General features: G+C 71.3%; 21 protein-coding genes, 1 tRNA gene and 1 riboswitch. Of the genes, 6 read left to right on the top strand and 16 right to left on the bottom strand.

Annotation, left to right across the window (positions count from 1 at the left end; genetic code table 11):
- Positions 1-203 precede the first annotated feature (203 nt).
- Entirely contained in the window at positions 204-1,592 is a 1,389-nt protein-coding gene (locus tag ACIF8S_RS31075) for a cystathionine beta-synthase (RefSeq protein ID WP_400003611.1), read from the bottom strand.
- A 163-nt stretch (positions 1,593-1,755) separates the two neighbouring features.
- Between ACIF8S_RS31075 and ACIF8S_RS31080 the strand changes: the two genes are divergently transcribed.
- The 3 genes from ACIF8S_RS31080 (at position 1,756) to ACIF8S_RS31090 (ending at position 5,552) form a co-directional block, all read left to right on the top strand.
- The gene (locus ACIF8S_RS31080) at positions 1,756-2,784 is read left to right on the top strand and encodes an SGNH/GDSL hydrolase family protein (RefSeq protein ID WP_349791715.1); all 1,029 of its coding nucleotides are present in this window, start codon (positions 1,756-1,758) and stop codon (positions 2,782-2,784) included.
- 493 nt (positions 2,785-3,277) lie between these two features.
- Complete coding sequence (locus ACIF8S_RS31085; RefSeq protein WP_349791714.1) at positions 3,278-4,498, top strand: acetyl-CoA C-acetyltransferase; 1,221 nt, start codon at positions 3,278-3,280, stop codon at positions 4,496-4,498.
- Positions 4,499-4,775: 277 nt separating this feature from the next.
- A complete protein-coding gene (locus tag ACIF8S_RS31090) occupies positions 4,776-5,552 on the top strand; it encodes a hypothetical protein (protein WP_400003614.1) in 777 nt (258 codons plus the stop codon).
- Between the two features lie 37 nt (positions 5,553-5,589).
- Here ACIF8S_RS31090 and ACIF8S_RS31095 read toward each other — a convergent pair whose 3' ends face one another.
- Positions 5,590-5,871, bottom strand: a complete 282-nt coding sequence (locus ACIF8S_RS31095; protein ID WP_400003649.1) for a hypothetical protein — start codon at positions 5,869-5,871, stop codon at positions 5,590-5,592.
- A 131-nt stretch (positions 5,872-6,002) separates the two neighbouring features.
- Between ACIF8S_RS31095 and ACIF8S_RS31100 the strand changes: the two genes are divergently transcribed.
- A complete protein-coding gene (locus ACIF8S_RS31100) occupies positions 6,003-6,233 on the top strand; it encodes a DUF4287 domain-containing protein (RefSeq protein WP_033276183.1) in 231 nt (76 codons plus the stop codon).
- An 84-nt stretch (positions 6,234-6,317) separates the two neighbouring features.
- Here the strand turns inward: ACIF8S_RS31100 and ACIF8S_RS31105 are convergent, their stop codons facing one another.
- The 3 genes from ACIF8S_RS31105 to ACIF8S_RS31115 all read right to left on the bottom strand — a co-directional run bounded on the left by ACIF8S_RS31105 (position 6,318) and on the right by ACIF8S_RS31115 (position 8,780).
- Positions 6,318-7,205 carry a Bax inhibitor-1/YccA family protein gene (locus ACIF8S_RS31105; RefSeq protein WP_400003615.1) on the bottom strand — a complete coding sequence of 296 codons (888 nt, stop codon included), beginning with the start codon at positions 7,203-7,205 and terminating at the stop codon, positions 6,318-6,320.
- Between the two features lie 195 nt (positions 7,206-7,400).
- Positions 7,401-8,576, bottom strand: a complete 1,176-nt coding sequence (locus ACIF8S_RS31110) for a 4-hydroxybenzoate 3-monooxygenase (protein WP_400003617.1) — start codon at positions 8,574-8,576, stop codon at positions 7,401-7,403.
- A 117-nt stretch (positions 8,577-8,693) separates the two neighbouring features.
- Positions 8,694-8,780, bottom strand: a tRNA-Leu gene (locus ACIF8S_RS31115).
- 379 nt (positions 8,781-9,159) lie between these two features.
- Between ACIF8S_RS31115 and ACIF8S_RS31120 the strand changes: the two genes are divergently transcribed.
- Together ACIF8S_RS31120 and ACIF8S_RS31125 are read left to right on the top strand one after the other, a co-directional pair.
- Positions 9,160-9,930, top strand: a complete 771-nt coding sequence (locus tag ACIF8S_RS31120; protein WP_400003619.1) for an ABC transporter ATP-binding protein — start codon at positions 9,160-9,162, stop codon at positions 9,928-9,930.
- Positions 9,931-9,986: 56 nt separating this feature from the next.
- Positions 9,987-12,518, top strand: a complete 2,532-nt coding sequence (locus tag ACIF8S_RS31125) for an ABC transporter permease (protein ID WP_400003621.1) — start codon at positions 9,987-9,989, stop codon at positions 12,516-12,518.
- Positions 12,519-12,591: 73 nt separating this feature from the next.
- Here ACIF8S_RS31125 and ACIF8S_RS31130 read toward each other — a convergent pair whose 3' ends face one another.
- The 11 genes from ACIF8S_RS31130 to ACIF8S_RS31180 form a co-directional block, all read right to left on the bottom strand.
- Positions 12,592-13,905, bottom strand: coding sequence for a class I SAM-dependent methyltransferase (locus ACIF8S_RS31130; RefSeq protein WP_400003623.1), 1,314 nt, complete (start codon positions 13,903-13,905; stop codon positions 12,592-12,594).
- 194 nt (positions 13,906-14,099) lie between these two features.
- A complete protein-coding gene (locus ACIF8S_RS31135) occupies positions 14,100-15,491 on the bottom strand; it encodes an NAD(P)/FAD-dependent oxidoreductase (protein ID WP_349791702.1) in 1,392 nt (463 codons plus the stop codon).
- 468 nt (positions 15,492-15,959) lie between these two features.
- A complete protein-coding gene (locus tag ACIF8S_RS31140; RefSeq protein WP_400003625.1) occupies positions 15,960-16,904 on the bottom strand; it encodes an exopolyphosphatase in 945 nt (314 codons plus the stop codon).
- A complete protein-coding gene (locus tag ACIF8S_RS31145; protein ID WP_400003627.1) occupies positions 16,901-17,437 on the bottom strand; it encodes a DUF501 domain-containing protein in 537 nt (178 codons plus the stop codon). The genes ACIF8S_RS31140 and ACIF8S_RS31145 overlap by 4 nt, the downstream gene beginning before the upstream one ends.
- Positions 17,438-17,465: 28 nt before the next feature.
- Positions 17,466-17,942, bottom strand: coding sequence for a septum formation initiator family protein (locus ACIF8S_RS31150; protein WP_400003629.1), 477 nt, complete (start codon positions 17,940-17,942; stop codon positions 17,466-17,468).
- Positions 17,943-18,059: 117 nt separating this feature from the next.
- Complete coding sequence (gene eno / locus ACIF8S_RS31155; protein ID WP_400003631.1) at positions 18,060-19,349, bottom strand: phosphopyruvate hydratase; 1,290 nt, start codon at positions 19,347-19,349, stop codon at positions 18,060-18,062.
- 267 nt (positions 19,350-19,616) lie between these two features.
- The gene (locus tag ACIF8S_RS31160) at positions 19,617-20,321 is read right to left on the bottom strand and encodes a transglycosylase family protein (RefSeq protein WP_349791694.1); all 705 of its coding nucleotides are present in this window, start codon (positions 20,319-20,321) and stop codon (positions 19,617-19,619) included.
- Positions 20,322-20,325: 4 nt separating this feature from the next.
- A riboswitch (cyclic di-AMP (ydaO/yuaA leader) is annotated at positions 20,326-20,493 on the bottom strand.
- 213 nt (positions 20,494-20,706) lie between these two features.
- Positions 20,707-21,666, bottom strand: coding sequence for a transglycosylase family protein (locus ACIF8S_RS31165; protein ID WP_400003633.1), 960 nt, complete (start codon positions 21,664-21,666; stop codon positions 20,707-20,709).
- 194 nt (positions 21,667-21,860) lie between these two features.
- Entirely contained in the window at positions 21,861-23,147 is a 1,287-nt protein-coding gene (locus ACIF8S_RS31170; protein WP_400003635.1) for a cytochrome P450, read from the bottom strand.
- Positions 23,148-23,451: 304 nt separating this feature from the next.
- Complete coding sequence (locus tag ACIF8S_RS31175; RefSeq protein WP_400003637.1) at positions 23,452-24,444, bottom strand: nucleoside triphosphate pyrophosphohydrolase; 993 nt, start codon at positions 24,442-24,444, stop codon at positions 23,452-23,454.
- A 19-nt stretch (positions 24,445-24,463) separates the two neighbouring features.
- Positions 24,464-25,114, bottom strand: coding sequence for a SurA N-terminal domain-containing protein (locus ACIF8S_RS31180; RefSeq protein ID WP_400003639.1), 651 nt, complete (start codon positions 25,112-25,114; stop codon positions 24,464-24,466).
- Positions 25,115-25,205: the final 91 nt, after the last annotated feature.

Here is a 25,205-nt window from a genome sequence, read left to right on the forward strand (position 1 = left end):
CCAATGTGCCCGAGCCGTGTTAAGCGAGTGCTGCGCGGGCGTGACGTGCTCGTACCACTTCCGCGAAGGGCTACCGCCCGGGTGCGGGTATTCGTGGGTTGCTCGCGTGGTTCCCCGCGCCCCTGAGGAAGCTGCGGTGACCGCGCCCCGAAGGGGCGCGGGGAACCGCGCGCCAAGCCCCCACCCCGCCGCGGACGGCTACCTCACGCGCCGTTCCTGGCGAGGAAGGACAGCAGGTCCTGACGGCTGACCACCCCGGTCGGCTTGCCCTCGACCAGCACGATCGCCGCGTCCGCCTTGCCCAGCACGGCCATCAGGTCCGCGACCGGCTCACCGGAGCCGACCTGCGGCAGCGGCGCGCTCATGTGCTTCTCCAGCGGGTCGTCGAGCGAGGCGCTCTTGCTGAACAGGTGGTCCAGCAGCTCCCGCTCGACGACCGAGCCGACGACCTCGGCGGCCATCACGTCCGGGTGGCCGGCGCCCGGCTTGACCACAGGCATCTGCGAGACGCCGTACTCGCGCAGCACCTCGATGGCCTGGCCGACGGTCTCGTCCGGGTGCATGTGGACCAGGGAGGGGATGTGGCCGCCCTCCTTGTCCTCCAGGACGTCGGCGACGCGGGCGCTGGGGCCGGAGTCCTCCAGGAAGCCGTAGTCGGCCATCCACTCGTCGTTGAAGATCTTGCTGAGGTAGCCGCGGCCGCTGTCCGGCAGCAGGACGACGACGACGTCGTCCTCGCCGAGCCGCGAGGCCACCTCCAGCGCCGCCACGACCGCCATGCCGCAGGAGCCGCCGACCAGCAGGCCCTCCTCCTTGGCGAGCCGGCGGGTCATCTGGAAGGAGTCCTTGTCGGACACGGGGACGATCTCGTCCGCAACGTTCTGGTCGTAGGCGGTCGGCCAGAAGTCCTCGCCGACGCCCTCCACCAGGTACGGACGGCCGGATCCGCCGGAGTAGACCGAGCCCTCGGGGTCGGCGCCGATCACCTTGACGCGGCCCTCGCTGGCCTCCTTGAGGTAGCGGCCGGTGCCGGAGATGGTGCCGCCGGTGCCGACGCCCGCCACGAAGTGCGTGATCTTCCCCTCGGTCTGCTCCCACAGCTCGGGACCCGTGGAGTGGTAGTGCGAGAGGGGGTTGTTCGGGTTGGAGTACTGGTCCGGCTTCCAGGCACCCGGCGTCTCACGGACCAGCCGGTCGGAGACGTTGTAGTAGGAGTCGGGGTGCTCGGGGTCCACCGCGGTCGGGCACACGACGACCTCGGCCCCGTACGCGCGCAGCACGTTGATCTTGTCGGTGGACACCTTGTCCGGGCAGACGAAGATGCACTTGTAGCCCTTCTGCTGGGCCACGATGGCGAGCCCCACGCCGGTGTTGCCGCTGGTCGGCTCGACGATGGTGCCGCCCGGCTTCAGCTCCCCGCTCTGCTCCGCGGCCTCGATCATGCGCAGGGCGATGCGGTCCTTCACGGAACCGCCCGGGTTGAAGTACTCCACCTTGGCCAGGACGGTGGCCCTGATGCCCTTGGTCACGCTGTTGAGCCGCACCAGCGGGGTGTTGCCGACGAGGCTGATCATCGAGTCGTGGAATTGCACCGTTGTCTCCGGATGCTGCAAAAGGGGTGGTCGTGGTGGTGATGCCAGCCTAGGCCCTCCCCGGAACCGGACCCGGCCGGGTCGTTCACTCCCTGTCGGGATTGGAGCACCGTCCGTACGGGGCAAGACCTGGGTGTACGGCTACGAGGAGGTGACGGCGGGCATGACGGGCATGTCGAGGGCGCGGGTGGCCCGGCGGATCGCGGCCGGTGCGGCGTACGGCGGCGGGGGGATCGGTCTGGCCGGTGCGGCCGCCGTGGGGCTGCTGCTGGCGGAGGCGCAGCTGGCCCGGCGGCGGGTGGGCAACGGCACGAGCCCCCACGTGCCCCACGCGGACGGACTGTACGGCGCCTCCTACACCGTGCCGGGCGAACCGGCACTGCGGCTGACGATGCTGGGCGACTCCACGGCCGCCGGGCAGGGCGTGCACCGGGCCGGGCAGACACCGGGCGCGCTGATCGCCTCGGGGGTCGCGGCGATCGCGGAGCGTCCGGTGGGGCTGAGCACCGTCGCGGTGCCCGGGGCCCGCTCGGACGACCTGGACCGGCAGGTGAGCCGGGCGCTGGCGGACCCGTCCCGGGTGCCGGACATCTGCGTGATCATGGTCGGCGCCAACGACGTCACCCACCGCATGCCGCCCACCCGTTCCGTGCGTCACCTCGCCTCGGCGGTGCGCCGGCTGCGGACGGCCGGCGCGGAGGTGGTGGTCGGCACGTGCCCGGATCTCGGCACCATCGAGCCGGTGTGGCAGCCGCTGCGCTGGATGGCCCGCCGGGCCTCGCGGCAGCTCGCGGCGGCACAGACGATCGGGGTGGTCGAGCAGGGCGGGCGCACGGTGTCGCTGGGCGACCTGCTGGGCCCGGAGTTCGCGGAGAACCCGCGCGAGCTGTTCGGTCCTGACAGCTACCACCCGTCCGCGGAGGGGTACGCCACGGCGGCGATGGCGGTGCTGCCGACGGTGTGCGCGTCGCTCGGCCTGTGGCCGGCGGACGAGGAGCGCCCGGACGCCGCTCGCCGCGAGGGGTTCCTGCCGGTGGCGCGGGCGGCGGCGGAGGCGGCGTCGGAGGCGGGTACGGAGGTCGCCGCGGCGATGCCGACGGGTCCCCGGGGCGCCTGGGCCCTCCTCAAGCGCCGCCGCCGTCGGCGCGTGACGGAGTCGGAACCGGAACCGTCCACGCAACCGTCCTCGTGACCCACCTCGCTCCTCCGCGACGCCGGGTGCGGGTGGTCCGTTACTGGTCGCGCAGTTCCCCGCGCCCCTTGAGGGCGTTCCGCCCCAGTTGCCGGCAGTCGTGCCTCCCCCAGTGCCTTGAAGGCCTGGGAGGTACCCAGGGCGGCACGAGTGGGCGCAGGCGGCACCTGTGCATCGCCGGGTGTAGGCGGCACCTCTGCATCGTCGGGTGTAGGCGGCACCTCTGCATCGTCGGGTGCGGGTGGTCCGTGGCTGAGCGCGCAGTTCCCCGCGCCCCTGAGGGGCGCTTCAGCCACGGCCGCTGGGCGGGCACTGCCGTCTGCGGGCATTCGCCCCGAGGCCGACCCACCCCCGGGTCACCAAAAAGCAAGCGCTTAGAAAGTTGCGGCCCATCTCACACCCCGACACCCGTGACCCCGGTCATACGTACGGGTAACTTCCCAACGGACGCCGCCCAGCGCCCCGCCCGCACCCTCTTCACTCTGGAGCCGTGATGCCCGAAGCCGTGATCGTTTCCGCCGCCCGCTCCCCCATCGGCCGCGCCTTCAAGGGCTCGCTCAAGGACGTGCGCCCGGACGACCTGACCGCCACGATCATCCAGGCCGCCCTCGCCAAGGTCCCCGAGCTGGACCCGAAGGACATCGACGACCTGATGCTCGGCTGCGGCCTGCCCGGCGGCGAGCAGGGCAACAACCTCGGCCGGGTCGTCGCCGTGCAGATGGGCATGGACCACCTCCCCGGCTGCACGATCACCCGCTACTGCTCCTCCTCGCTGCAGACCTCCCGCATGGCGCTGCACGCGATCAAGGCGGGCGAGGGCGACGTCTTCATCTCGGCCGGTGTCGAGACGGTCTCCCGCTTCACCAAGGGCAACTCCGACAGCCTGCCGGACACCCGCAACCCGCTCTTCGCCGAGGCCGAGGCCCGCACCGCCGAGGTCGCCCAGCAGGAGGGCACCACCTGGCACGACCCGCGCGAGGACGGCCTGGTCCCCGACCCCTACATCGCGATGGGCCAGACCGCGGAGAACCTCGCCCGCTGGAAGGGCGTCACCCGCCAGGAGATGGACGAGTTCGGCGTCCGCTCGCAGAACCTGGCCGAGGAAGCCATCAAGAACGGCTTCTGGGAGCGCGAGATCACCCCGGTGACGCTGCCCGACGGCACGGTGGTCTCCAAGGACGACGGCCCGCGCGCCGGCGTCACCCTGGAGGGCGTGTCCGGCCTCAAGCCCGTCTTCCGCCCCGACGGCCTGGTCACCGCCGGCAACTGCTGCCCGCTCAACGACGGCGCCGCCGCGCTCGTCATCATGAGCGACACCAAGGCCCGCGAGCTGGGTCTGACCCCGCTGGCCCGGATCGTGTCCACCGGCGTCTCCGGCCTCTCCCCCGAGATCATGGGCCTCGGCCCGGTCGAGGCGAGCAAGCAGGCCCTGGGGCGGGCCGGTCTGACCGTCGACGACATCGACCTGTTCGAGATCAACGAGGCGTTCGCCGCCCAGGTGATCCCGTCCTACCAGGACCTGGGCATCCCGCTGGAGAAGCTGAACGTCAACGGCGGCGCCATCGCCGTCGGCCACCCCTTCGGCATGACCGGCGCCCGCATCACCGGCACGCTCATCAACTCCCTGCAGTTCCACGACAAGCAGTTCGGTCTGGAGACCATGTGCGTCGGCGGCGGGCAGGGCATGGCGATGGTCATCGAGCGTCTGAGCTGACCGCCGAGGCCGCTCGGTAGCCGTGGCGGCACGGTGCGTGAGACTTCGGCCCGGCTCCCCGATTCCCCGGGGGCCGGGCCGTTTTGTGATCCAAATTCCCCCAGGATGTGACCTACGCCTCTTGTCCGGGTCATCCCCGCAGGTCACGGTCGTTCACCTACCGGTGACGACCTCGACTCGCTGTCCGTTTCGTGACGTTACGCACTGACAGATGGTTAGTCCACCCTTCAAGCTGATGTAGGAAGTCGGGGGTCGACTGTGAACCGGGAGTACGTCAGTGAGCGCCATGCCGATCGCCCTGTTGATCACCACGGCCGCCACCGGCGCCGTGGGCGTCGCCGTCCTGCGCAGCGTTCTGGTGCTGCGCCGGCAGGTCGCGGCACTGCACACCGAGCTGGCCAGGAGCCAGGCGGGGAGCCGTGCGCAGGTGCCGCCCGCCCGCTCGGCCGGCACCGACGAGATACGCGCCGCGGTCGCGGAGGCGCTCGCCGAGGAGCGGGAGCGCGAGCTGGCCGAGGCGCGGGCCTTCTGGGCCGCGCAGGAGACGCGTGACGCCTCCGACGCGCCGTCCCTGCTGGGCCTGGCGGACAGTGAGCTGTTCCTGCCCCGGCAGGCCGATTTCGCCGGTCTGGAGCCGGTCGCCGAGCCCGGTGCCGACACCGAGGAGCACGGCGGCGACTCCCCCGAGCTGGCCGCGGCCCGCCGCCGCCACCCCTCGCACCCGGACTTCGTGCCCCACCCCTCTCCGGTGGTGGGCGACTACGAGCGCACCGTGGCCGTGCTGGAGGAGCTGGCCGACGCGCGCACCGAGCTGTCCGACGTCCGCCCGGGCCCGCTGGGCACGCTGGACGTGTACGTCTTCGCCGACGGCACCACGCTCTGCATGACGCCGGGTCACCGCGAGACCGCGGAGCGCCTGGCCGAGGCCCTGCGGGCGGGCGAGACCCCGTTCCTGCTGGGCGGCTCCGGCATCTCCGGCGCCTACACCCTCACGTTCGCCTGCGGCGACGACAACGTCTACATCCTCGCGGACCGCGTCATCGCGTCCCTGTAGTCCGCGGGGCGTCCCTGTGGTCCTACGGGCCCGCCCGCTACACCCCGGCGCGCTCGCGCGCCTCCTCCACGAGCTTCGCCGCGTCCGCCACCTCGTCCTCGTCCTTCAGTACGAGGGCGTGGTCGTGTCCGGCGACGGTGATCTGGTCGGCGGCGGCGAACATCCCGGCGTCGGGCATCTCTCGCGGTGCGGTGCCGGGCTCCTCCACGAGCTGGGTGCGCCGCGCCAACTCCCTGGCCAGCGCGAGCGCCTCGGCTGCCGCGCTCCGCTGGAGCCGGCTCTGCGGCGCGGCCCGCAGACGGTCGGCGAACTGATCCACGGCTCGGGTGAAGGGTGTCGTATCAACCACGCGGCGAGCGTACGCGGCGCGGCGGGACTGTTGCCAACAGGCGGGCGCTCGGGCACGGTGACCTGAAGGACCGGCTTGTATCCCAGCGTCCGGAGGCGCCGATGTCCCAAGTCTTCTCCGCAGAGACCCACCGCAACATGCTCGCCCGCATCCCGCACTGCACCGGTCGTGAGATCTCCGACTGGCTGCGCACCGTCGAAGAAGGCCCGGCGCTCGTCCGGTTCGAGGAGAAGGTCAGCTGGCTGAGGCACGAGTACGACCTGGCGTACGGCCACGCCAAGGCGATCGTGCACGAGTACGACCTCAGGAGGGCCGCCCGCCGGCTGCTCTGACCGGCCTCCGGGCCGTGACGGCATGACGAAGGGCCCCGGTTCGCACCGGGGCCCTTGGTCATACGCGCGGTGGACGCCTGGGCGTCAGTCGCTGTTGAGGATCGAGATGAGCCGCAGGAACTCGAGGTAGATCCACACCAGGGTCAGGGTGAGACCGAAGGCCGCGAGCCAGGCCTCCTCACGCGGGGCGCCGTAGGCGATGCCGTCCTCGACCTGCTTGAAGTCCAGGGCGAGGAAGCAGGCACCCAGCAGGATGCCGATGACACCGAAGACGATGCCGAGCGGGCCGCTGCGGAAGCCGAGGCCGTCACCGCCGCCGAACACCGCGAACAGCAGGTTCACGGCCATCAGCAGGATGAAGCCGAGGGCGGCCGCCATCACGAAGCCGTAGAAGCGGCGGTTGACGCGGATCCAGCCGGCCTTGTAGGCCACCAGCACACCGGCGAACACCGCCATGGTGCCGATCACGGCCTGCATGGCCGCGCCGTCGGCGATGCGGTTGTCGACGATGTTGGAGATGACGCCGAGGAACACACCCTCGAACGCGGCGTACGTCAGGATCAGCGCGGGCGAGGCCTTGCGCTTGAAGGACTGCACGAGCGCCAGGACCATGCCGATCAGCGCGGCGCCGATGCCGATGCCGTAGGCCCGGCTGATGTTGGCGTCGTCGACCGGCAGCAGGGCCCAGGCGAGCGCGGCCGTGACGACGAGTACGCCGAGCGTGCTCGCCGTGCGCAGCACGACGTCGTCGATGGTCATGCGGCCGGCGGCGGCCGGAGCCTGCGGCGGCGCGCCGAACTGCTGCTGCTGTGCGTACGGGTTCTGCGCGTACGGGTTGCCCGTCGGCTGGGCGTACGGGTTGGCCTGCGTGGCGACGGCGGGGCCCCCGGCCTGCGGCGCGGTGTTGAAGCCCGCGTAGCCGTTGTCGCGGCCGAACCCCCGTCGCGAGAAGACCGGGTTACTGCTCCTCATTTCACTCCTCCATGGCCACTCGATGCGGCCTTGGCTCAAGAGTAATAGGTAGGCAAAGGAATGACCCTAATGCTTGGGGAGGATCTTTCCCTCGTTGTGCTGCGCAACACGCTACGCGGCTTCGTGATTCCCCTCACCGCGAGCGGTGGACCGGTACCGAGCCGGTACCTGCCCGGAACCTGGCGGAGACAGTGATCATCCCAGGGGGAATCCCGTGTAGGCCTCGGCGAGGTCGGCCGCGGCGGCCCGGGAGGTGGCGACGCGCTCCAGCCGGGCGAGCTGCAGCCGGTCGTCGAAGGCGGTGGCGCCGGGGTCGCGGTGCAGCAGTGCGGTCATGTCGTGGGAGAACCGCTCGGCCTGCCAGACGCGGCGCAGGCAGGTCTCGGAGTAGGCGTCCAGCAGCTCGGTGGAGCCGGTCCGCCGCTCGTGCTCCAGCGCCCGGGCGAGGACCACCACGTCACCGACGGCGAGGTTCAGGCCCTTGGCGCCGGTGGGCGGCACGATGTGGGCGGCGTCCCCGGCGAGGAGGAGGCGGCCGTACCGCATGGGCTCGTGGACGTAGGAGCGCATCGGGGTGACCGACTTCCGGGTGACGGGGCCGCGCCGCAGGGTCCAGTCGTCGTCGGTCTCCAGGCGGCGGGACAGCTCGGCCCAGATCTCCTCGTCCGTCCACTCCTCGGGTTTCGTGCCCTCCGGCACCTGGAGGTAGAGGCGGGAGACGGAAGGGGAGCGCATGGACAGTAGGGCGAAGCCGCGGTCGTGGCGGGCGTAGACCAGTTCGTCGTGGGAGGGCGGGACGTCGGCGAGGACGCCGAGCCAGGCGTAGGGGTAGGCGCGCCCGAAGACCCGGGAGACGGCGGCGGGGACGGCGGCGCGGGTCACGCCGTGGAAACCGTCGCAGCCGGCCACCCAGTCGCACTCCAGCACCTCCTCGCGGCCCCCGCGCCGGAAACGGACGCGCGGGGCGGGGGTGTCCACGTCCTCCACGGCCAGTACCTCGCTGCCGAAGAGCGGCGGACTGCCGTCGGCCACGGCGAGGGCGATGAGGTCCTTGCACACCTCGGTCTGCGCGTACACCGTGACGGACCGGCCGCCGGTGAGGCCCGGGAAGTCGACGCGGTGGCGGCGCCGGCCGAACCGCAGCTCGATGCCGTCGTGCCGCAGGCCCTCGCGGTCCAGCCGCTCCCCGGCGCCGGCCGCGCGCAGCACGTCCGTCGTGCCGTGCTCCAGCACCCCGGCCCGCTGCCGCCGCTCCACGTAGGCGCGGTCGCGGCACTCCAGGACGACGCAGTCGATGCCCGCGAGCCGCAGCAGCCGGGCGAGCAGCAGACCGGCAGGACCGGCCCCGACGATCCCCACGGTGGTACGCATCGGTCGTCCCCCTTCGCCCGCGGCCGAACGCGAGTTTCCGGGTGTACACATCCGGGTGTCAACGGTCGCACGCCGGCTTGCGGCGGGCGAGCGTCGAGCAGAGGGAGGGAGGCGTAGTGGTGCCCGGAGCCGGACTTGAACCGGCACGCCCGCTCAGGGGCAGCGAGGTTTAAGCTCGCCGTGTCTGCATTCCACCATCCGGGCAGGCCGTGGGCCCCGCTTCGCGGTTCCGAGCCTATCGGTGACCCTCCCCCCGGTACCGGCGGGTGGGGCCGATCTTGTCTTATTTTATTGGCGCCTGAGGGTGCATCAGACCGGCGAACGCACCGTCAGCACATGCGTCACAGCCTTGCGTGTCGCACCCCCTCCCGCACGCGAAATGACGGAATTTCACCGTCCGAACAAGGGCGCCCCACCCGTTCTCCCGTCGGGGCCGTCCGTCATCCCCAGGTATGACACCGCGCCCGGCGGTCCTTCCCGAGTCGCCCCCCGGAACCGGAGCAGCGGGTGACTACACGGCGGCAAAGCCACGGAACGATGGATCACGTCCCTCAGCACACGTCGTCCCGACAGGAGCCCATCCGTGACCACCGCCCCCCTCGCCGACCGGACCACCACCGTGGCCGCGCGCGCCACGGAGCTGTCGAAGATCTACGGTCAGGGTGAGACCCAGGTGGTCGCCCTGGACCGGGTGTCCGTCGACTTCCGGCAGGCCGAGTTCACCGCGATCATGGGCCCCTCGGGCTCCGGCAAGTCCACGCTGATGCACTGCGTCGCCGGGCTCGACACCTTCTCCTCCGGCTCCGTGCGCATCGGCGACACCGAGCTGGGCGCGCTGAAGGACAAGCAGCTCACCCGGCTGCGCCGGGACAAGATCGGCTTCATCTTCCAGGCGTTCAACCTGCTGCCGACGCTCAACGCCCTGGAGAACATCACGCTTCCCATGGACATCGCGGGCCGCAAGCCCGACAAGGAGTGGCTGGACACCGTGATCCGCATGGTCGGCCTGTCCGACCGGCTGAGCCACCGGCCCGCCCAGCTCTCCGGCGGCCAGCAGCAGCGGGTCGCGGTGGCCCGCGCGCTGGCGTCCCGGCCCGAGATCGTCTTCGGCGACGAGCCGACCGGCAACCTCGACTCCCGCTCCGGCGCCGAGGTGCTCGGCTTCCTGCGCAACTCCGTACGCGAGCTGGGCCAGACGGTGGTCATGGTGACCCACGACCCGGTCGCCGCCGCCTACGCGGACCGGGTGGTCTTCCTCGCCGACGGCCGCATCGTCGACGAGCTGTACGGCCCGACGGCCGACTCGGTGCTCGACCGGATGAAGCAGTTCGACGCCAAGGGCCGCACCAGCTGACCCCGGGCCCGCCGCCCGCCCGCCCCTCCCTCGTACCGTCTGGACAGAGAAGACCCATGTTCCGTACCGCCTTGCGCAACGTCTTCGCGCACAAGGCCAGGCTGCTGATGACCGTGCTCGCCGTGATGCTGGGCGTGGCGTTCGTGTCGGGCACCCTGGTCTTCGCGGACACCCTCTCCAACGCCTTCCGCAACCAGTCGGCGAAGAGCTACGACGACGTCGCCGTCGCCGTCACCTCCTACGCCGACCCGGACAATCCCGAGGAGGCGCCCGGCCTGTCCGCCAAGGACCTCGACCGGATCTCCGCAGTGGACGGCGTCGCCGGGGTCTACGGCCGCGTCGAGGGCTTCGCCGGGGTCGCCGGCCCCGACGGGAAGCTGATCGGCGTCGGATGGTCGAACAAGGGCTCGAACTTCGCGCCCGGCGAGGACGGCAAGGACCCCGCGTACACGTTCACCGACGGCTCCGGCCCGGTGAGGGACGACCAGATCGCGTTGGACGAGGATTCCGCGGCCAAGGGCGAGTACGAGGTCGGCGACCGGGTGCGCGTCGCCACCAACGGCCCGGTGAAGGAGTACACCCTCAGCGGGGTGTTCACCACCGAGGACGGCGCCGTCAACGCCGGCGGCAGCCTCGTCCTCTTCGACACCGCCGTCGCCCAGAAGCAGTACCTGAAGCAGGGCTACTTCGCGGACGTCACCGTCGTCGCGGCCCCCGGCGCGGACGACGCGGAGATCCTCGCCGCGGTCGAGCCGCTGCTGCCGGACACGGCGGAGGCGCGGACCGGCCAGGCGCTCGCGGACGAGCAGGCCGACCAGATCGAACAGGGCATGGGCAACCTCAAGCAGGTCCTGCTCGGCTTCGCGGGCATCGCGCTCTTCGTGGGCGTCTTCCTGATCTCCAACACGTTCACGATGCTGGTCGCCCAGCGCACCAAGGAGGTCGCGCTGATGCGCGCGGTCGGCGCGTCCCGCAGGCAGATCACCCGCTCGGTGCTCGCCGAGGCCGCGGTGGTGGGTCTGGTGGCCTCGGCCGTCGGCTTCGCCCTCGGCGTCGGTCTGGCCGTCGGACTGCGCTCCGGCATGGCGGCGTTCGACATGAAGATGCCTGACGGCCCGCTGGTCCTTTCCGCCACCCCGGTGGTCTCGGCGTTCGCGGTGGGTGTGCTGATCACCGTGTTCGCCGCCTGGCTGCCCGGCCGCAGGGCCGCGAAGATCCCGCCGGTGGCGGCGATGAACAGCGTCCACGCGGTGGCCACCACCAAGTCGCTGGTGCTGCGCAACTCCGTCGGCGGGGCCGTCACCGCCCTCGGCGCGGCGGCGATCGTGGCAGGCGCCTCGACCGGCGGCGACGACGGCCGGATGTACATCGGCGCGGGGGCGTTCCTCGCTCTGATCGGCGTGATCATCCTGATCCCGCTGCTGTCCCGGCCCGTGATCGCACTCGTCCGTCCGCTGCTCGTCGGACCCTTCGGTGTGGCCGGCAAGCTGGCCGGCCAGAACGCGGTCCGCAACCCGCGCCGCACCGGCGCCACCGCCTCGGCGCTGGCGATCGGGCTGACGCTGGTGACCGGCCTGTCGGTGCTCGGCGTCACGGTCGGCACCGCCATCGACAAGATGACCACGGACAACATCAAGGCCGACTACATGGTCTCGATGGCCAACGGGGGCGACCTCGACCGGTCCGCGCTGACCGCGCTGGAGAAGGCCCAGGGCGTCTCGGCGGTCTCCCCGCAGCAGGACGCCTACCTCAAGGCCGGCGACGAGTACGTCTCCGCCTCCGCGGTCACCCCGGGCGACATCCAGGAGGTCCTGAACGTCGACGTCGTCAGCGGCGACGCCGGCACGCTCGCCAAGGGGCAGATCGCGGTCGCCGAGACCACGGCGAGGAGCAAGGGCTGGAAGCCCGGCGACCGCATCCCCTTCACCTTCGCCGACGAGAAGAAGGCGACGCTGACGGTCGGCGCCGTCTACAAGGACAGCGAGTTCCTCTCCCCCGTCGTCCTCGACACCGCCGTGGTGAGCGGGCACGAGACGAAGCCGTACATCCGGCAGATTTTCGTGAAGGTCGACGGCGGCCAGTCCGCGGCGAACGAAAAGGTCCTCGTCGACGCGCTCGGCGACAACCCCGCGATCACCGTGATGGACCGGCAGGACATCCGCGACGAGTTCGGCGGCGCCATCAACACCCTGCTGAACGTCATGTACGGGCTGCTGGCGATGGCGCTGATCATCGCGGTGCTGGGCGTCGTCAACACCCTCGCGATGTCCGTCTTCGAACGGCAGCAGGAGATCGGCATGCTGCGCGCGATCGGTCTGGACCGGCGCCGGGTGAAGCGGATGGTCCGGCTGGAGGCCGTCGTCATCTCGGTGTTCGGCGCGGTGGTCGGTATCGGCCTCGGCACGTTCCTCGGCTGGGCGATCGGCGAGACCGTCGCCGACGAGATCCCGGGGTACGCGCTGGTCCTGCCCTGGGACCGGATCGGGATCTTCGTGGTGCTGGCCGGTCTGGTGGGCGTCCTGGCCGCCCTGTGGCCGGCCCGCAACGCCGCCCGGCTGAACATGCTGAGCGCGATCAAGGCGGAGTGACCTCGTCGCGACGGGGCACACCGAGGGCCGGGCCCCCGTACGGGGAGCCCGGCCCTTCGTGTCGTGGTGCGGATCAGGCCGGGGCGGGAGCGCCCCACACCCGGGCCCGCAGCGGGAGCCCGGAGGCGCCGGACTCGGGGGTCCGCACCGCGACGACCTGGTTGACGCCGATCCGGTTGCGTTCGAAGGCGAGCGCGGAGGCGGCCATGTACAGCTGCCAGACGCGGGCCCGGCCCGGGCCGGTGAGGGACACGGCACGGGTCCAGTCGGCCTGGAGGTTGTCCACCCAGCGGCGCAGGGTGAGGGCGTAGTGCTCGCGGATCGACTCCACGTCGCGCACCTCGAACCCGGCGCGCTCCAGCAGGGAGACGGTGCTGCCGAGCGGGGCGAGCTCGCCGTCCGGGAAGACGTAGGCGTCGATGAAATCGTCCACCTGGTACGACGATTCGTCGTGCTGCGGGCGGCGTGCGATCTGATGGTTGAGCAGCCGGCCGCCCGGCTTCAGCAGCCGGTGCAGCAGGGTCGCGTACTCCAGGTACCGCTCGGAGCCGACGTGCTCGGCCATGCCGATCGAGGAGATGGCGTCGAAGGGGCCGTCCGTGACGTCCCGGTAGTCCTGGACGCGGATCTCGATGCGGTCGGTCAGCCCCTCCTCGGCGATGCGCTTGCGGGCGTAGGCCGCCTGTTCCTGGGAGAGGGTGATGCCGACGACGCTCACCCCGTGCTCGCGGGCCGCGTGGATCGCCATGGAGCCCCAGCCGCAGCCGACGTCCAGCAGCCGCTGCCCGGGGCGCAGGGCGAGCTTGCGGGCGACCAGTTCGAGCTTGTCGTGCTGGGCCTGTTCGAGGGTGCCCTCCGGGGGCGGGGCGGGCCAGTAGGCGCAGGAGTACACCATGGACGGGCCGAGGACGATCTCGTAGAAGTCGTTGCCGACGTCGTAGTGGTGGCTGATGGCGCGCTTGTCGCTGCGCCTGGTGTGCAGTCCGCGGCGGGGCCTGCGGACCTCCTCGCGGGGCGGGGCGGGCGGCAGCGGCGGGCCGGCCATCGCGAACAGCCGGCGCACGGCGGAGCGGAAGTCCGGGTCGCGCAGCGACTGGGCGAGGGTGCGGGCGTCCTCGCCGCGCTCCCAGATGAGACCGGCCAGCGAGTCCAGGGCGGTGTAGAGGTCACCCTCGATGGTGAGGTCACCGGCCACCCAGGCGCGGGCCAGGCCCAGTTCGCCCGGCTTGAACAGCAGGTGGCGCAAGGCCCGGCGGTTGCGCACGACCAGGGCGGGGCTGTCCGGCGGGCCGGCCTGCGAGCCGTCCCAGGCGCGGATGCGCACGGGGAGGGGTGCGCCGAGCAACTGCTCGAGGATGCCTTTCAGCCGCGGGGCGGCGTCTGTCATGGGGTACACCTCCGTGACCGGATCCCGGAATGTCGTCACCACGTAAACACCTGGGCGCGGCCGTGACAGTCCCCGGCGCGCGTCATGTTCGGGCAAAACACGGAAACGCAACCCGCTGGGAGGCACCCCCCGGGGAACGGCGAAGGGGCCGCCCGCACCACGGATGGCGGGCGGCCCCTACGGGGTGACCGGGGTCAGGAGGCCTTGGCCTCGGTCTTCTTCTTCGGCTCCTGCGCGGCTGCGGGCGCCGGCGCGGGCTTGGCGGCCTCGTAGAACTCCTCGCGCGGGGACTCGATCGCGCCCAGGGACACGACCTCACGCTTGAGGAACATGCCGAGGGTCCAGTCGGCGAAGATGCGGATCTTGCGGTTCCAGGTGGGCATCGCCATGCCGTGGTAGCCACGGTGCATGTACCAGGCGAGCCGGCCCTTGAGCTTGATCTTCATCTTGCCCATGACGATCATCGCGACGCCCTTGTGGACGCCGAGACCCGCCACCGCGCCCTTGTTGGCGTGGCTGTACTCCTTCTGCGGGAAGCCCCGCATGCCGGAGATCACGTTGTCGCCGAGCACCTTGGCCTGGCGCAGCGCGTGCTGGGCGTTCGGCGGGCACCAGGCGTTCTCGTTGCCGGCCTTGCGGCCGACGAGGTCCGGCACCTGGGCGTTGTCGCCCGCGGCCCAGATGTAGTCGGTGCCCTTGACCTGGAGGGTCGGCGCGGTGTCGACGTGGCCGCGCGGACCGAGCGGCAGGCCGAAGCGGGACAGCGCCGGGTTCGGCTTGACGCCCGCGGTCCACACGATGGTGTTGGAGTCGACCTCGAGGCCGTTCTTCAGCACCACGTGGCCGTCGACGCAGGAGTCCATGGAGGTGGACAGGTAGACCTCGACGCCGCGGCTCTCGAGGTGCTCCTTGCCGTACGCGCCGAGCTTGGGGCCGACCTCGGGGAGGATCTTGTCGGCGGCGTCGACCAGGATGAAGCGCATGTCCTCGCGGGACACCGTCTTGTAGTACTTGGCCGCGTCCCGGGCCATGTCCTCGACCTCACCGATGGTCTCCGCGCCGGCGAAGCCGCCGCCCACGAAGACGAAGGTGAGCGCCTTGCGCCGGATCTCCTCGTCCGTGGTGGAGTCGGCCTTGTCGAGCTGCTCGAGGACGTGGTTGCGCAGGCCGATGGCCTCCTCGACGCCCTTCATGCCGATGCCCTGCTCGGCGAGGCCGGGGATCGGGAAGGTGCGGGAGACCGCGCCGAGCGCGATCACCAGGTAGTCGAAAGGCAGCTCGTACGCCTCGCCCACCAGGGGGGCGATCGTGGCGACCTTGCGGTCCTGGTCGATGGTCGTGACCCGGCCGGTGAGGACCTCCGCCTTGGGAAGCACGCGTCGCAACGGGACGACGACGTGCCGCGGGGAGATGCTGCCGGCGGCGGCTTCGGGGAGGAAGGGCTGGTAGGTCATGTACGACCGCGGGTCGACGACGGTGACGGTCGCCTCGCCGTAACGCATCTTCTTCTGGATGCGCCGAGCTGCGTACAGGCCTACGTACCCACCGCCTACTACGAGGATCCTGGGACGCTCCGTGGTGCTCATGCCATCGAGTATCCACCCGTCTCAGGGGGGTACCTCGTGCGCCCCTTCACAAGCTCGGACAGGGCCTGTGCTACCATCCCGCGCTTCTTGATCGAGATCACAGCGGCGATCGGGAACCGGTCCCCCTGACGGGACGTTGTCAATGCCGCGTGAGCTGCCTCTCTGTCGTTCGGAACGGGCTGTGAGGCCTACCGGCCGGTCGGTGCGACCGGTGCTCCCGGACCCTCCTCCGACCCCTTCTGAACGTGTTCAAAGGGGTGTTGAGCGCCCGAACGGGTCAATCGGACCCGCTTCTTCGCCCTACCGGGGCCAATTCCTTGTGAAGAACTTCACGAACTTTCCCGGGGAGGTCCGCCCCGAGGGGCCCATAAGCCCCCCGGAGCGCCGCTCAAACGCTATCCCGACTGCTCAGCGGAGTGCTACTGATCAGTAGCAAAAGAGACCCGGACCACGACGGGACCCCGCCGCCTACGCCACGGACCAGGCGATCCCGTCGAGGATGTCGTGCTCGGAGACCACGACCTCCTCGGCGCCCGTGCGCTCCATGACCGTCAGCAGCACCAGGGCCCCCGCTGCGATCACGTCGACCCGGCCCGGGTGCATGGACGGCACCGCCGCGCGCTCGGCGTGGGTGGACCGCAGCAGCCACTCGGTGATCTCCCGGACCCGGTCGCGGGAGACCCGGGAGTGGTGGATGGCCGCCGAGTCGTACTCCGGCAGGTCCTGGGCGATCGCCGAGACGGTGGTGACCGAGCCCGCCAGGCCCACCAGCGTGCGGGCCTCGCGCAGCGGCACCGCCTCCTCCGCCCGGTCCAGGGCGGCCTCGATGTCCACCCGCATCGCCGTGATCTGCTCATCGGTGGGCGGGTCCGTCACGGCCCCGTCCCGCACCAGGTGCCGCTCCGTCATCCGGACGCAGCCGACGTCCACGGAGCGGGCGGCGCGCACACGGTCGTCGCCGACCACGAACTCGGTGGAGCCGCCGCCGATGTCCACCACCAGGAACGGCCGGCGCAGGTCGTCCCGGGCGGTCAGCTCCTTGGTGGCGCCGGTGAAGGAGAACTCCGCCTCCTGGTCGCCGGTGATGACCTCGGGCTCCACGCCCAGGATGTCCACCACCCCGCGCACGAAGTCGTCGCGGTTCTCGGCGTCGCGGGAGGCCGAGGTGGCGACGAAGCGCAGGCGCTCCGAGGCCCCGTGCTTCTCCACGACCTCCGCGTACTCGCGGCACGCGGCGAACGTCCGCTCCAGCGCCTCGGGCGCCAGCCGGCCGGTGCGGTCGACGCCCTGGCCGAGCCGCACGATCGTCATCCGTCGTTCCAGGTCGGTGAGTTCGCCCGTCGCGGGGTCGGCGTCGGCCACCAGCAGACGGATGGAGTTCGTCCCGCAGTCGATCGCGGCCACCCGGGTCACCGGCCGTCCTCCTTCTCGTCCGCCGACGTCACGCACGGCCCCTTGCGCCACCACTCGGGCAGCATCGCCAGCGCCTCGTCGCCCAGCGGGTTCACCCCCGGTCCGGCCGCGAGCGAGTGCGCGACCAGCACGTGCAGGCACTTCACGCGGTCGGGCATGCCGCCCGCGCTGGGGAAGTTCCTCAGCTCCTCGATCTGGTCGCGGCGCCTGATGTAGTCCTCGTGCGCCGCCCGGTAGGCGGCCGCGAGCTCCGGGTCGGCGCCCAGCCGCTCCGTCATCTCCTTCATCACGCCGTTGGCCTCCAGCGTGCCGATCGCGGAGTTCGCCCGCGGGCACGTCAGGTAGTACAGCGTCGGGAAGGGCGTGCCGTCGGGCAGCCGCGGCGCGGTCTCGACGACGTCCGGCTGCCCGCAGGGACAGCGGTGCGCGATGGCGCGCAGCCCGCGCGGGGGCCGGCCGAGCTGCTGCTTGAAGGCATCGACGTCCGCGTCGGTGGGTTCGCTGCGCGGGGTCGTGGGCGGAGGGGTGTCCATACGTGTCTTTCTGCGGTGTTCCGTCGGGTCACTGGTCGGCGGCGTCGGCCTTGTCGACGCCGTCCCAGACGTTGGCGTACCAGGGGCGGTCGGCGGCCTCCAGGTCGCTGCGCGAACTTTCGGCCGGGCCCGGGTCGATGACGATGTAGCCGGTCTCCCCCGGCATGACGTAGTGCAGGCGCCTGCGGATCTCCTGCTCGGCGTAGGCGTCGTCCTGCCAGCGGGCCTTCAGGTCACGCAGCCGTTCGACCCGTTGACGGGTCTCGTCCTGCTCCTTCTGCTGGTCGGCGATCTCCGCGCGCTGGGAGACGTACTGCCGCATCGGGTAGGCGAGGGCCACGACCAGGGAGCAGATCACCAGGACGAGCAGGGCCGCGCGGCCGGTCAGCCGCGAGCGGCGGGCCTGCCGCCTGGTCTGCGAGCGGTAGACCCGGGCCGCGGTCTGCTCACCGATCAGCCGGATCCTGGTCGCGGTGGAGAAACGGTCCCGGTCCTTCACCGCCATGTGCCCGCCTCTCGTTCGGTCTCATACGCGCGTACGTCCCCGCACACGGTACGGGACCGGGTACGGGGACGTACGTACGACGCTTCCTGCGCAGGGTGAGGTCAGCCCTTACAGCGCCTACTGGTTCGCGGAGCGGAACCGCGGGAACGCGCTGCGGCCGGCGTACACCGCGGCGTCGTCGAGGATCTCCTCGATGCGCAGCAGCTGGTTGTACTTGGCGACGCGCTCGGAGCGGGCCGGGGCACCGGTCTTGATCTGGCCGCAGTTGGTGGCGACGGCCAGGTCGGCGATGGTGACGTCCTCGGTCTCGCCGGAGCGGTGGGACATCATGCACTTGAAACCGTTGCGCTGGGCCAGCTCGACGGCGTCCAGGGTCTCGGTGAGCGAACCGATCTGGTTCACCTTCACCAGCAGGGCGTTGGCGGCGCCCTCCTCGATGCCGCGGGCCAGGCGCTCGGGGTTGGTGACGAACAGGTCGTCACCGACGAGCTGGACCTGGTCACCGAGCTTGTCGGTGATGATCTTCCAGCCCTCCCAGTCGTCCTCGAACAGCGGGTCCTCGATGGACACGAGCGGGTACGCGTCGACGAGCTCCGCGTAGTACTCGGTCATCTCGGCGGCCGTGCGCTCCTTGCCCTCGAAGGTGTAGACGCCGTCCTTGTAGAACTCGGAGGCGGCCACGTCGAGGGCCAGGGCGATCTGCTCGCCGGGGGTGTAGCCGGCTTCCTTGATCGCCTCGAGGATGAGGTCGAGGGCCTCGCGGTTGGAGCCGAGGTTCGGGGCGAAGCCGCCCTCGTCGCCGAGGCCGGTGGCCAGGCCCTTGCCCTTCAGGACCTTCTTCAGGGTGTGGTAGACCTCGGCGCCCCAGCGAAGCGCCTCGGAGAAGGACTCCGCGCCGATCGGGGCGATCATGAACTCCTGGATGTCCACGTTGGAGTCGGCGTGCGAGCCGCCGTTCAGGATGTTCATCATCGGCACCGGCAGCAGGTGCGCGTTCGGGCCGCCCAGGTAGCGGAACAGCGGCAGGTCGCTGGCCTCGGAGGCGGCGTGGGCCACGGCGAGCGAGACGCCGAGGATGGCGTTGGCGCCGAGCGAGCCCTTGTTGTCGGTGGCGTCCAGGTCGAACATCGCCTGGTCGATCAGGCGCTGCTCGGTGGCGTCGTAGCCGACGAGCTCCGGGCCGATCTGCTCGATGACGGCCAGCACGGCCTTCTCGACGCCCTTGCCCAGGTAACGGCCGGCATCGCCGTCACGGAGTTCGATGGCCTCGAAGGCGCCGGTGGAAGCGCCGGACGGAACGGCGGCACGACCCGTGCTGCCGTCGTCGAGGCCGACCTCGACCTCGACCGTGGGGTTGCCTCGGGAGTCCAGGATTTCCCGGGCTACGACGACGTCGATGGACGGCACGAGCATCTCCTTCTTGGGATGTGACGCGGGTGAGCAGGGCCACGGGGGCCTTGCGAGTCCGAGCCTAACCGGCTCCGGGCGATCGGCCATCTCGCCGCCCGCCTCATGGACAGAACCGAGAGTAAATTGTTTCCGAACGGAACAAAGCCGGTTCGGGAAACCGTGACCGTAATGCGTCCGGACATGACCCCGCCCCGGTGCGTACGGGGGAAGAAACGCACCGGGGCGGGGAGCCCGTGGGGACGGGGAGGGACCTGCCGCTACGCCTTACTTCAGGTGCAGCTGCTGGCCCGGGTAGATGAGGTCGGCGTCGTCGACGATGTCGTCGTTCAGCTTGAACAGCTTCGCCCAGCCGCCCTTGACGTCGTGCTCCGCGGCGATGGAGCTGAGGGTGTCACCCTTGACGACCTTGTACTCGCCGTCGCCCTTCTCGACCTTCTTGCCGGTCGGGGTGGTGACGGTCTTCTTCTCGGCCTTCTTCTCCGCCTGCTTCGGCGCGGCGGGGCGCTCGGCGGAGCGGGAGGCCTTCTGCTCGCTCTCGCGGGACTCGGTGGAGCCCGAGTCCTGCGAGGAGCCCTCGGCGGAGGAGCCGTTGTAGGAGGCGTTGGACAGGCCGGTGCCGCAGACCGGCCAGGCGCCCTTGCCCTGGCCCGCGAGGACCTTCTCGGCGATCTCGATCTGCTGGGCCTTGCTGGCCTGGTCGGCGCTGCCGGCGTACTGCGTGCCGCCGTACGCGGCCCAGGTGGAGGCGGAGAACTGCAGGCCGCCGTAGTACCCGTTGCCGGTGTTGATGGACCAGTTGCCGCCGGACTCGCACTGGGCGACGGCGTCCCACTCGGACGCGGTGGCGGCGGAGGCGTTGCCGGCCGCCATCAGCGGGGCGGCGACGGCGGCACCGGTCACACCGGCGATGGCGATGGCACGGGTGGCCTTGGACGGACGACGGTGCTTGCCCTTGCTGGAAAACAGCATGGATGGATCCCCTCACCGACGCCTGCGAGGTGAGCTGTCGGGTTCGGGCCGGTTGAGTTGCCCGGCCGCGTTCCTCACGGAACGCGGCTTCACCCCAAGCCGTCTCCGGCATCACTGCCCGGACACGGCACTTACCTGGGTCCCCCGCTCCTGCCTACGGCGCATGACGCGACGACTGTTCCCGTGCTGCCACTGGCAGGATTCGGCGTGGCGGCAGCCGGGGCCCGCGGTGGCGAGCGGTCACGACCGTAGGCACGCGCTTCGCGGAATTTCAAAGACGATCAGGGCTTCTGAGACCTATCTCTCACAGTCTTTATTACGGACATTCAGCCCGAAACCTGACGCCAACTGGCGCTCCGCCGAGGGCTTTTCAGGTGTCCGCTTTCTAGCGGTTCGCGTCCACCGCGTCGCTCACCAGAAGCCGCTGACCGGGCAGGATGAGGTTCGGGTCCTCACCGATCACCTGCTGGTTCTCGGCGTAGAGGGCGGTCCATCCACCGGTGAGCGCAAGGGAGTCGGCGATGGACGTCAGGCTGTCCCCGTTCTCGACGGTGTAGCGGTCGTCGCCCGCGTCGGGGGTGGCCTCGACGGAGGGCGCGGCATGCCGGCCGGCCGACGCGGTCGCACCGTCCGTGCGCTCGCGCTCCTCGGCGGTGGAACCGCGGTGACGGCCCGAACCCTCACCCTCGGCGTCCGTGACGGCCGAAGAACCGCTGGTCTGACCCGACTTGTCCGACTCGTCACTGCCGGGGGCGGTGGAGGCGGACGGAGACGTCCTGCCGTCCGCGTCGTCCCGCTCCTCGGTCGAGGCTCCGGACGTGGCCGACGGCGAGGGGGAAGTGGACGAATCGCGGTTTTCCGGCGAACCGGACGTGCCGGTGGAACCGGACGTGCCGGTGGAACCGGTGTCGCGGGAGGCGCCCGAGGTCGCGTCGCCCGCCACGCCCGTGTCGACGTTCGGGGACGTCGTGTCCTGGCTCAGACCCGTGAGCAGGCCGCAGGCGCGCCACTTGCCGACCCCCTGCTCGGCGAGAATTCTCTCCGCCACGGCTATCTGCTGGCCGCGGCTGGCCTGGTCGGCGCTGGGCGCGTACTCCAGTCCGCCGTGGTTCTCCCAGTCGTCCTGGGTCAACTGCAGGCCGCCGTAGTACCCGTTGCCGGTGTTCTGGCTCCAGGAGCCGCCGCTCTCGCACTCGGCCACCCGGTCCCAGGTGTCACCGTCGGCCGCGTTGGCGGCCCCTGCCCCGAGGAGCGGGATCGCGATGGCGGAGCCCGTCACTCCGGCCGCGACGAGCAGAGCCGGAGCCTGGCGAGGGCGACGGTGTCGGCCGTTCCCGGAGAGCATGCGGAGACCTTTCACTCGACAACAAGGACCGGCGCGCGGTGAGGGGAATCCGTACGGCGCGCCGTACTTGATGGGTGAACGTATAGGCAGACGATCACTTGTCACAAGTTCATGCCGTGCAGATCACATGAAGATCACAGACTTGAGGGTGTGTCATGTTTCCGTGCCCCGGCCTCCGGGCACGGGCAGGGAGGTCACCCCTGTCCCGTGGGCGGAGGGGAGAATTCCACCGGAAGCGTGCGCAGTCCCCGCATGATGAGGCCGCCGCGCCAGCGCAGTTCGGCCGTGTCCGCCGCGAGCCTCAGGTCCGGCAGTCGGGTCAGCAGGGTGGCGAGGGCGGTCTGGCCCTCCAGGCGCGCGAGCGGGGCGCCCAGGCAGTAGTGGATGCCGTGCCCGTAGCCCAGGTGCTGGTTGTCGCGGCGGGCCAGGTCCAGCGTGTCCGGGCCGTCGAACCGCTCCGGGTCCCGGTCGGCCGCGGCCAGGACGACGAGGACCGGGTCACCCGTCCCGACGCGCTGCCCGCCGATGACGACCGGCTCGGTGGCGAACCGCCAGGTGGCCAGCTCCACCGGCCCGTCGTAGCGCAGCAGTTCCTCCACGCCGGTCTCCAGCAGCCCGTGGTCCCCGGCGGCCAGCGCCCGCTGCAGGCGCTCCCGCTCCTCGGGGTGGGTGAGCAGGGCGTAGGTGCCGTTGCCGATGAGGTTCACGGTCGTCTCGAAACCGGCGAACAACAGGATGAACGCCATCGCCGCGGCCTCGTTCTCGGTGAGGTGCTCACCATGGTCGGAGGCGCGGATCAGGCCGGAGATGAGGTCCTCGCCGGGCGCGGGCTCGGCGGGCAGTGCCTCACGCTTGCGGTGGATCAGCTCGGCGAGGTAGCCGCGCATCTTCTTCACCGACCGGGCGACCCCGCCGCGCGGACCGCCGCCGTGACGGATCATCATGCCCGCCCAGTCCCGGAAGTCGTCCTGGTCCTCGCGGGGGACGCCGAGCAGGTCGCAGATGGCGTAGATGGGGAGCGGGAAGGCGAAGTCGTGGATCAGGTCGGCGGTGCCGCTGCCGCCGGCGGTGAAGCGGTCGATGAGGCCGTCGGTGAGCTCCTGCACGCGGGGGGCGAACTCCGCGACCCGGCGGGGGGTGAACGCCTTGCTGACCAGGCGGCGCAGGCGGGTGTGGTCCGGCGGGTCGATGTTCAGCAGGTGCGTCATCAGGTCGGCCTGCCGCTCGCCGGGGATACCGGTCTTGCCCTTGGCGTGGGAGGGCTCGTCGTGGTGCGCGGGGTTCTTCGACAGGCGGTTGTCGGCGAGGGTCTGGCGGGCGTCGGCGTACCGCGTGACCAGCCAGGCCTCCACGCCGCTGGGGAGCTTCGTCCTGTGTACGGGGGCGTGTTCGCGGAGCCAGGCGTAGGCGGGGTAGGGGTTGGCGGCGAACTCCCAGCTGAACAGCTCGGGGGTGGGTGAGGGGGGTGACTGGTCAGGCATGGGGCGACCCTAACGGGCCGATGGTGCCGCCCTCCGGGTCACGTGCGGGTGGGTGGGGCTGGTCGCGCAGTTCCCCGCGCCCCTTCAGGGCCCTGACGGCCCGACTTCACGCCCGTCGGGCATCTGCGGGTGGGTGGGGTTGCCCGCGCAGTTCCCCGCGCCTTCAGGGCCCTGACGGGCCCGACTTCACGCCCGTCGGGCATCTGCGGGTGCGTGGGGGTTGCCCGCGCAGTTCCCCGCGCCTTCAGGGGCGCGGGGAACTGCGCGAACGGGGGTTCGGGGGCGGAGCCCCCGGGGCGGGAGGTCAGGCGCCCTCACCCTTCTCCGCGGAGCGGATCGCGTCCCGGTACACCCGGGCGGCAGCCCGCAGCGCCGCCTCCGCGTCCACCCCCTCCGCCTCCGCCCGCGCCGCCAGCGCCAGCAACTCGTACCCGACCCCCTCCCCCGAGGGAAGGGGAACGGAGAGGTCCGCACCGCGGACCCGCCCCGCCAGCTTCGTGGCGAGGGCGAGCGCCGGCTGCCCCAGCGGAACGCCGTCCGTCACGGACTCCCGCCGCTTCTCCTCCGCCTTGGTCCGCATCCAGTGCGCCTTGACGTCCTCCGGCGTCAGCGCCGTCTCCTCACCGAACACGTGCGGATGCCGGTGGATGAGCTTGGCGACGATGCCGCCCGCCACGTCGTCCACGGAGAACGGCTCGTCCGGGTGCTCCTCGGCGATCCGCGCGTGGAAGACGACCTGGAGCAGCACGTCCCCCAGTTCCTCCCGCAGCTCCTCGCGGTCGCCCTGCTCGATGGCCTCGACGAGCTCGTACGCCTCCTCGATGCCGTACTTCGCCAGGCCCTCGTGGGTCTGCCGCGACGACCAGGGGCACTCCGCGCGGATGCGGTCCATGACCTGCACCAGGTCGAGCAGGCGGGCGCCCGGCAGGTCGTAGGAGGCGGGCAGCAGCTCCAGGTCGGGCATCCGGACCCGGCCGCCACCGGCCAGCCGCGCCAGTCCGTCGGTCAGCGCGGGCTCGCCCTCGCCGGTCGCCACGACCACCACGGTCCGGCCGCCGGCGCACGCGTCGACGACCTCCTCGGCGGTGGGCGCGGCCTCCTCGACGGCTATCCCGGCCTCCCGCAGATACGGCAGTTGCGGATGGGCGCCGTCCGCGCACAGCACCCGGTCGGCCGCGCGCAGGACCTGCCAGGCGGGCCAGGACAGCAGGCCGGGCGCGACCCGGTGGCTGGTGGTGAGCAGGACGACGCGGCCGGCGTCGGCCTCGGGGGCGGGTGCGGGGCTGGTTGCGTTCACCCTTCGAAACTAGCCCACGTCACAGCGCCAGCGGCGGCCCGTCGGTCGCGGTGACGTCCTTGATCCACGGCGTCTTCGCGTCCACCCGGCTGCTCTTCTGCGCGTCCCACTCGCCGTAGCGCGGGTTCAGGTCGACGTCGAGCTCCTCGCTCGCGTCGGACAGCGCCTTCCAGAACTCGGGGCGGCTGGTGTCGGTGCCGAGCCGCTGGGCGAGCTTCTGCGCCGTGACCTGGAGGCGCAGGTTCTCGTCGAGGCGCTGCGGCGGCACGCCGTACTGCTGGAGCCAGGCCGTCTCCAGTGCCTTCGCGCCGCCGGCCTGCTCCTCGAAGTCGGACCGCAGCTGCTGCACCTCGCGGTCCGAGACCGTCACCCCCGCGTCCCGCGCGGCGCGCTCCAGCACCCGGTCCAGCACCATGCTGTGCAGGGTGTCACGGGTCAGGCCGCCGGTGCGCGCGATGGCCTGCTGGTACTGCGCCTCGTCCGGTACGGCGGCCCGCTGGGCGGCGCGTACCTCGTCGACGCGGTTCTCCAGCTGCGAGACGGTGATCCGCTCCCCGCCGACCACGGCGGCCGCGCCGGGGTGCGCGTCGTTGCCGCAGGCGGTGAGCAGGGGTGCCGCTGCGGCGATCGCGGCGGTGAGGAGGAGCGCGGTGCGACGGCGGCGGTGCAAGGAAACCTCCTGAGGAGAGCTTGTGCGGCGGTGCACAAAGTCTTGCGGTGATCGATGGTAGGCATCGGCCAAGCTCTGGCCAACCCATTCG

Origin of the sequence: Streptomyces sp. NPDC085937 (genome assembly GCF_044540535.1) — a bacterium.
Taxonomy (GTDB): Bacteria; Actinomycetota; Actinomycetes; order Streptomycetales; family Streptomycetaceae; genus Streptomyces.

What these genes read in the sequence shown, in the direction of transcription:
- ACIF8S_RS31080 (WP_349791715.1), top strand. Translation starts at nt 1,756, where the DNA reads ATGACGGGCATGTCGAGGGCGCGGGTGGCCCGGCGGATCGCGGCCGGT.
- ACIF8S_RS31085 (WP_349791714.1), top strand. Translation starts at nt 3,278, where the DNA reads ATGCCCGAAGCCGTGATCGTTTCCGCCGCCCGCTCCCCCATCGGCCGC.
- ACIF8S_RS31100 (WP_033276183.1), top strand. Translation starts at nt 6,003, where the DNA reads ATGTCCCAAGTCTTCTCCGCAGAGACCCACCGCAACATGCTCGCCCGC.
- ACIF8S_RS31105 (WP_400003615.1), bottom strand. Translation starts at nt 7,205, where the DNA reads ATGAGGAGCAGTAACCCGGTCTTCTCGCGACGGGGGTTCGGCCGCGAC.
- ACIF8S_RS31110 (WP_400003617.1), bottom strand. Translation starts at nt 8,576, where the DNA reads ATGCGTACCACCGTGGGGATCGTCGGGGCCGGTCCTGCCGGTCTGCTG.
- ACIF8S_RS31125 (WP_400003621.1), top strand. Translation starts at nt 9,987, where the DNA reads ATGTTCCGTACCGCCTTGCGCAACGTCTTCGCGCACAAGGCCAGGCTG.
- ACIF8S_RS31130 (WP_400003623.1), bottom strand. Translation starts at nt 13,905, where the DNA reads ATGACAGACGCCGCCCCGCGGCTGAAAGGCATCCTCGAGCAGTTGCTC.
- ACIF8S_RS31135 (WP_349791702.1), bottom strand. Translation starts at nt 15,491, where the DNA reads ATGAGCACCACGGAGCGTCCCAGGATCCTCGTAGTAGGCGGTGGGTAC.
- ACIF8S_RS31145 (WP_400003627.1), bottom strand. Translation starts at nt 17,437, where the DNA reads ATGGACACCCCTCCGCCCACGACCCCGCGCAGCGAACCCACCGACGCG.
- ACIF8S_RS31150 (WP_400003629.1), bottom strand. Translation starts at nt 17,942, where the DNA reads ATGGCGGTGAAGGACCGGGACCGTTTCTCCACCGCGACCAGGATCCGG.
- ACIF8S_RS31160 (WP_349791694.1), bottom strand. Translation starts at nt 20,321, where the DNA reads ATGCTGTTTTCCAGCAAGGGCAAGCACCGTCGTCCGTCCAAGGCCACC.
- ACIF8S_RS31165 (WP_400003633.1), bottom strand. Translation starts at nt 21,666, where the DNA reads ATGCTCTCCGGGAACGGCCGACACCGTCGCCCTCGCCAGGCTCCGGCT.
- ACIF8S_RS31170 (WP_400003635.1), bottom strand. Translation starts at nt 23,147, where the DNA reads ATGCCTGACCAGTCACCCCCCTCACCCACCCCCGAGCTGTTCAGCTGG.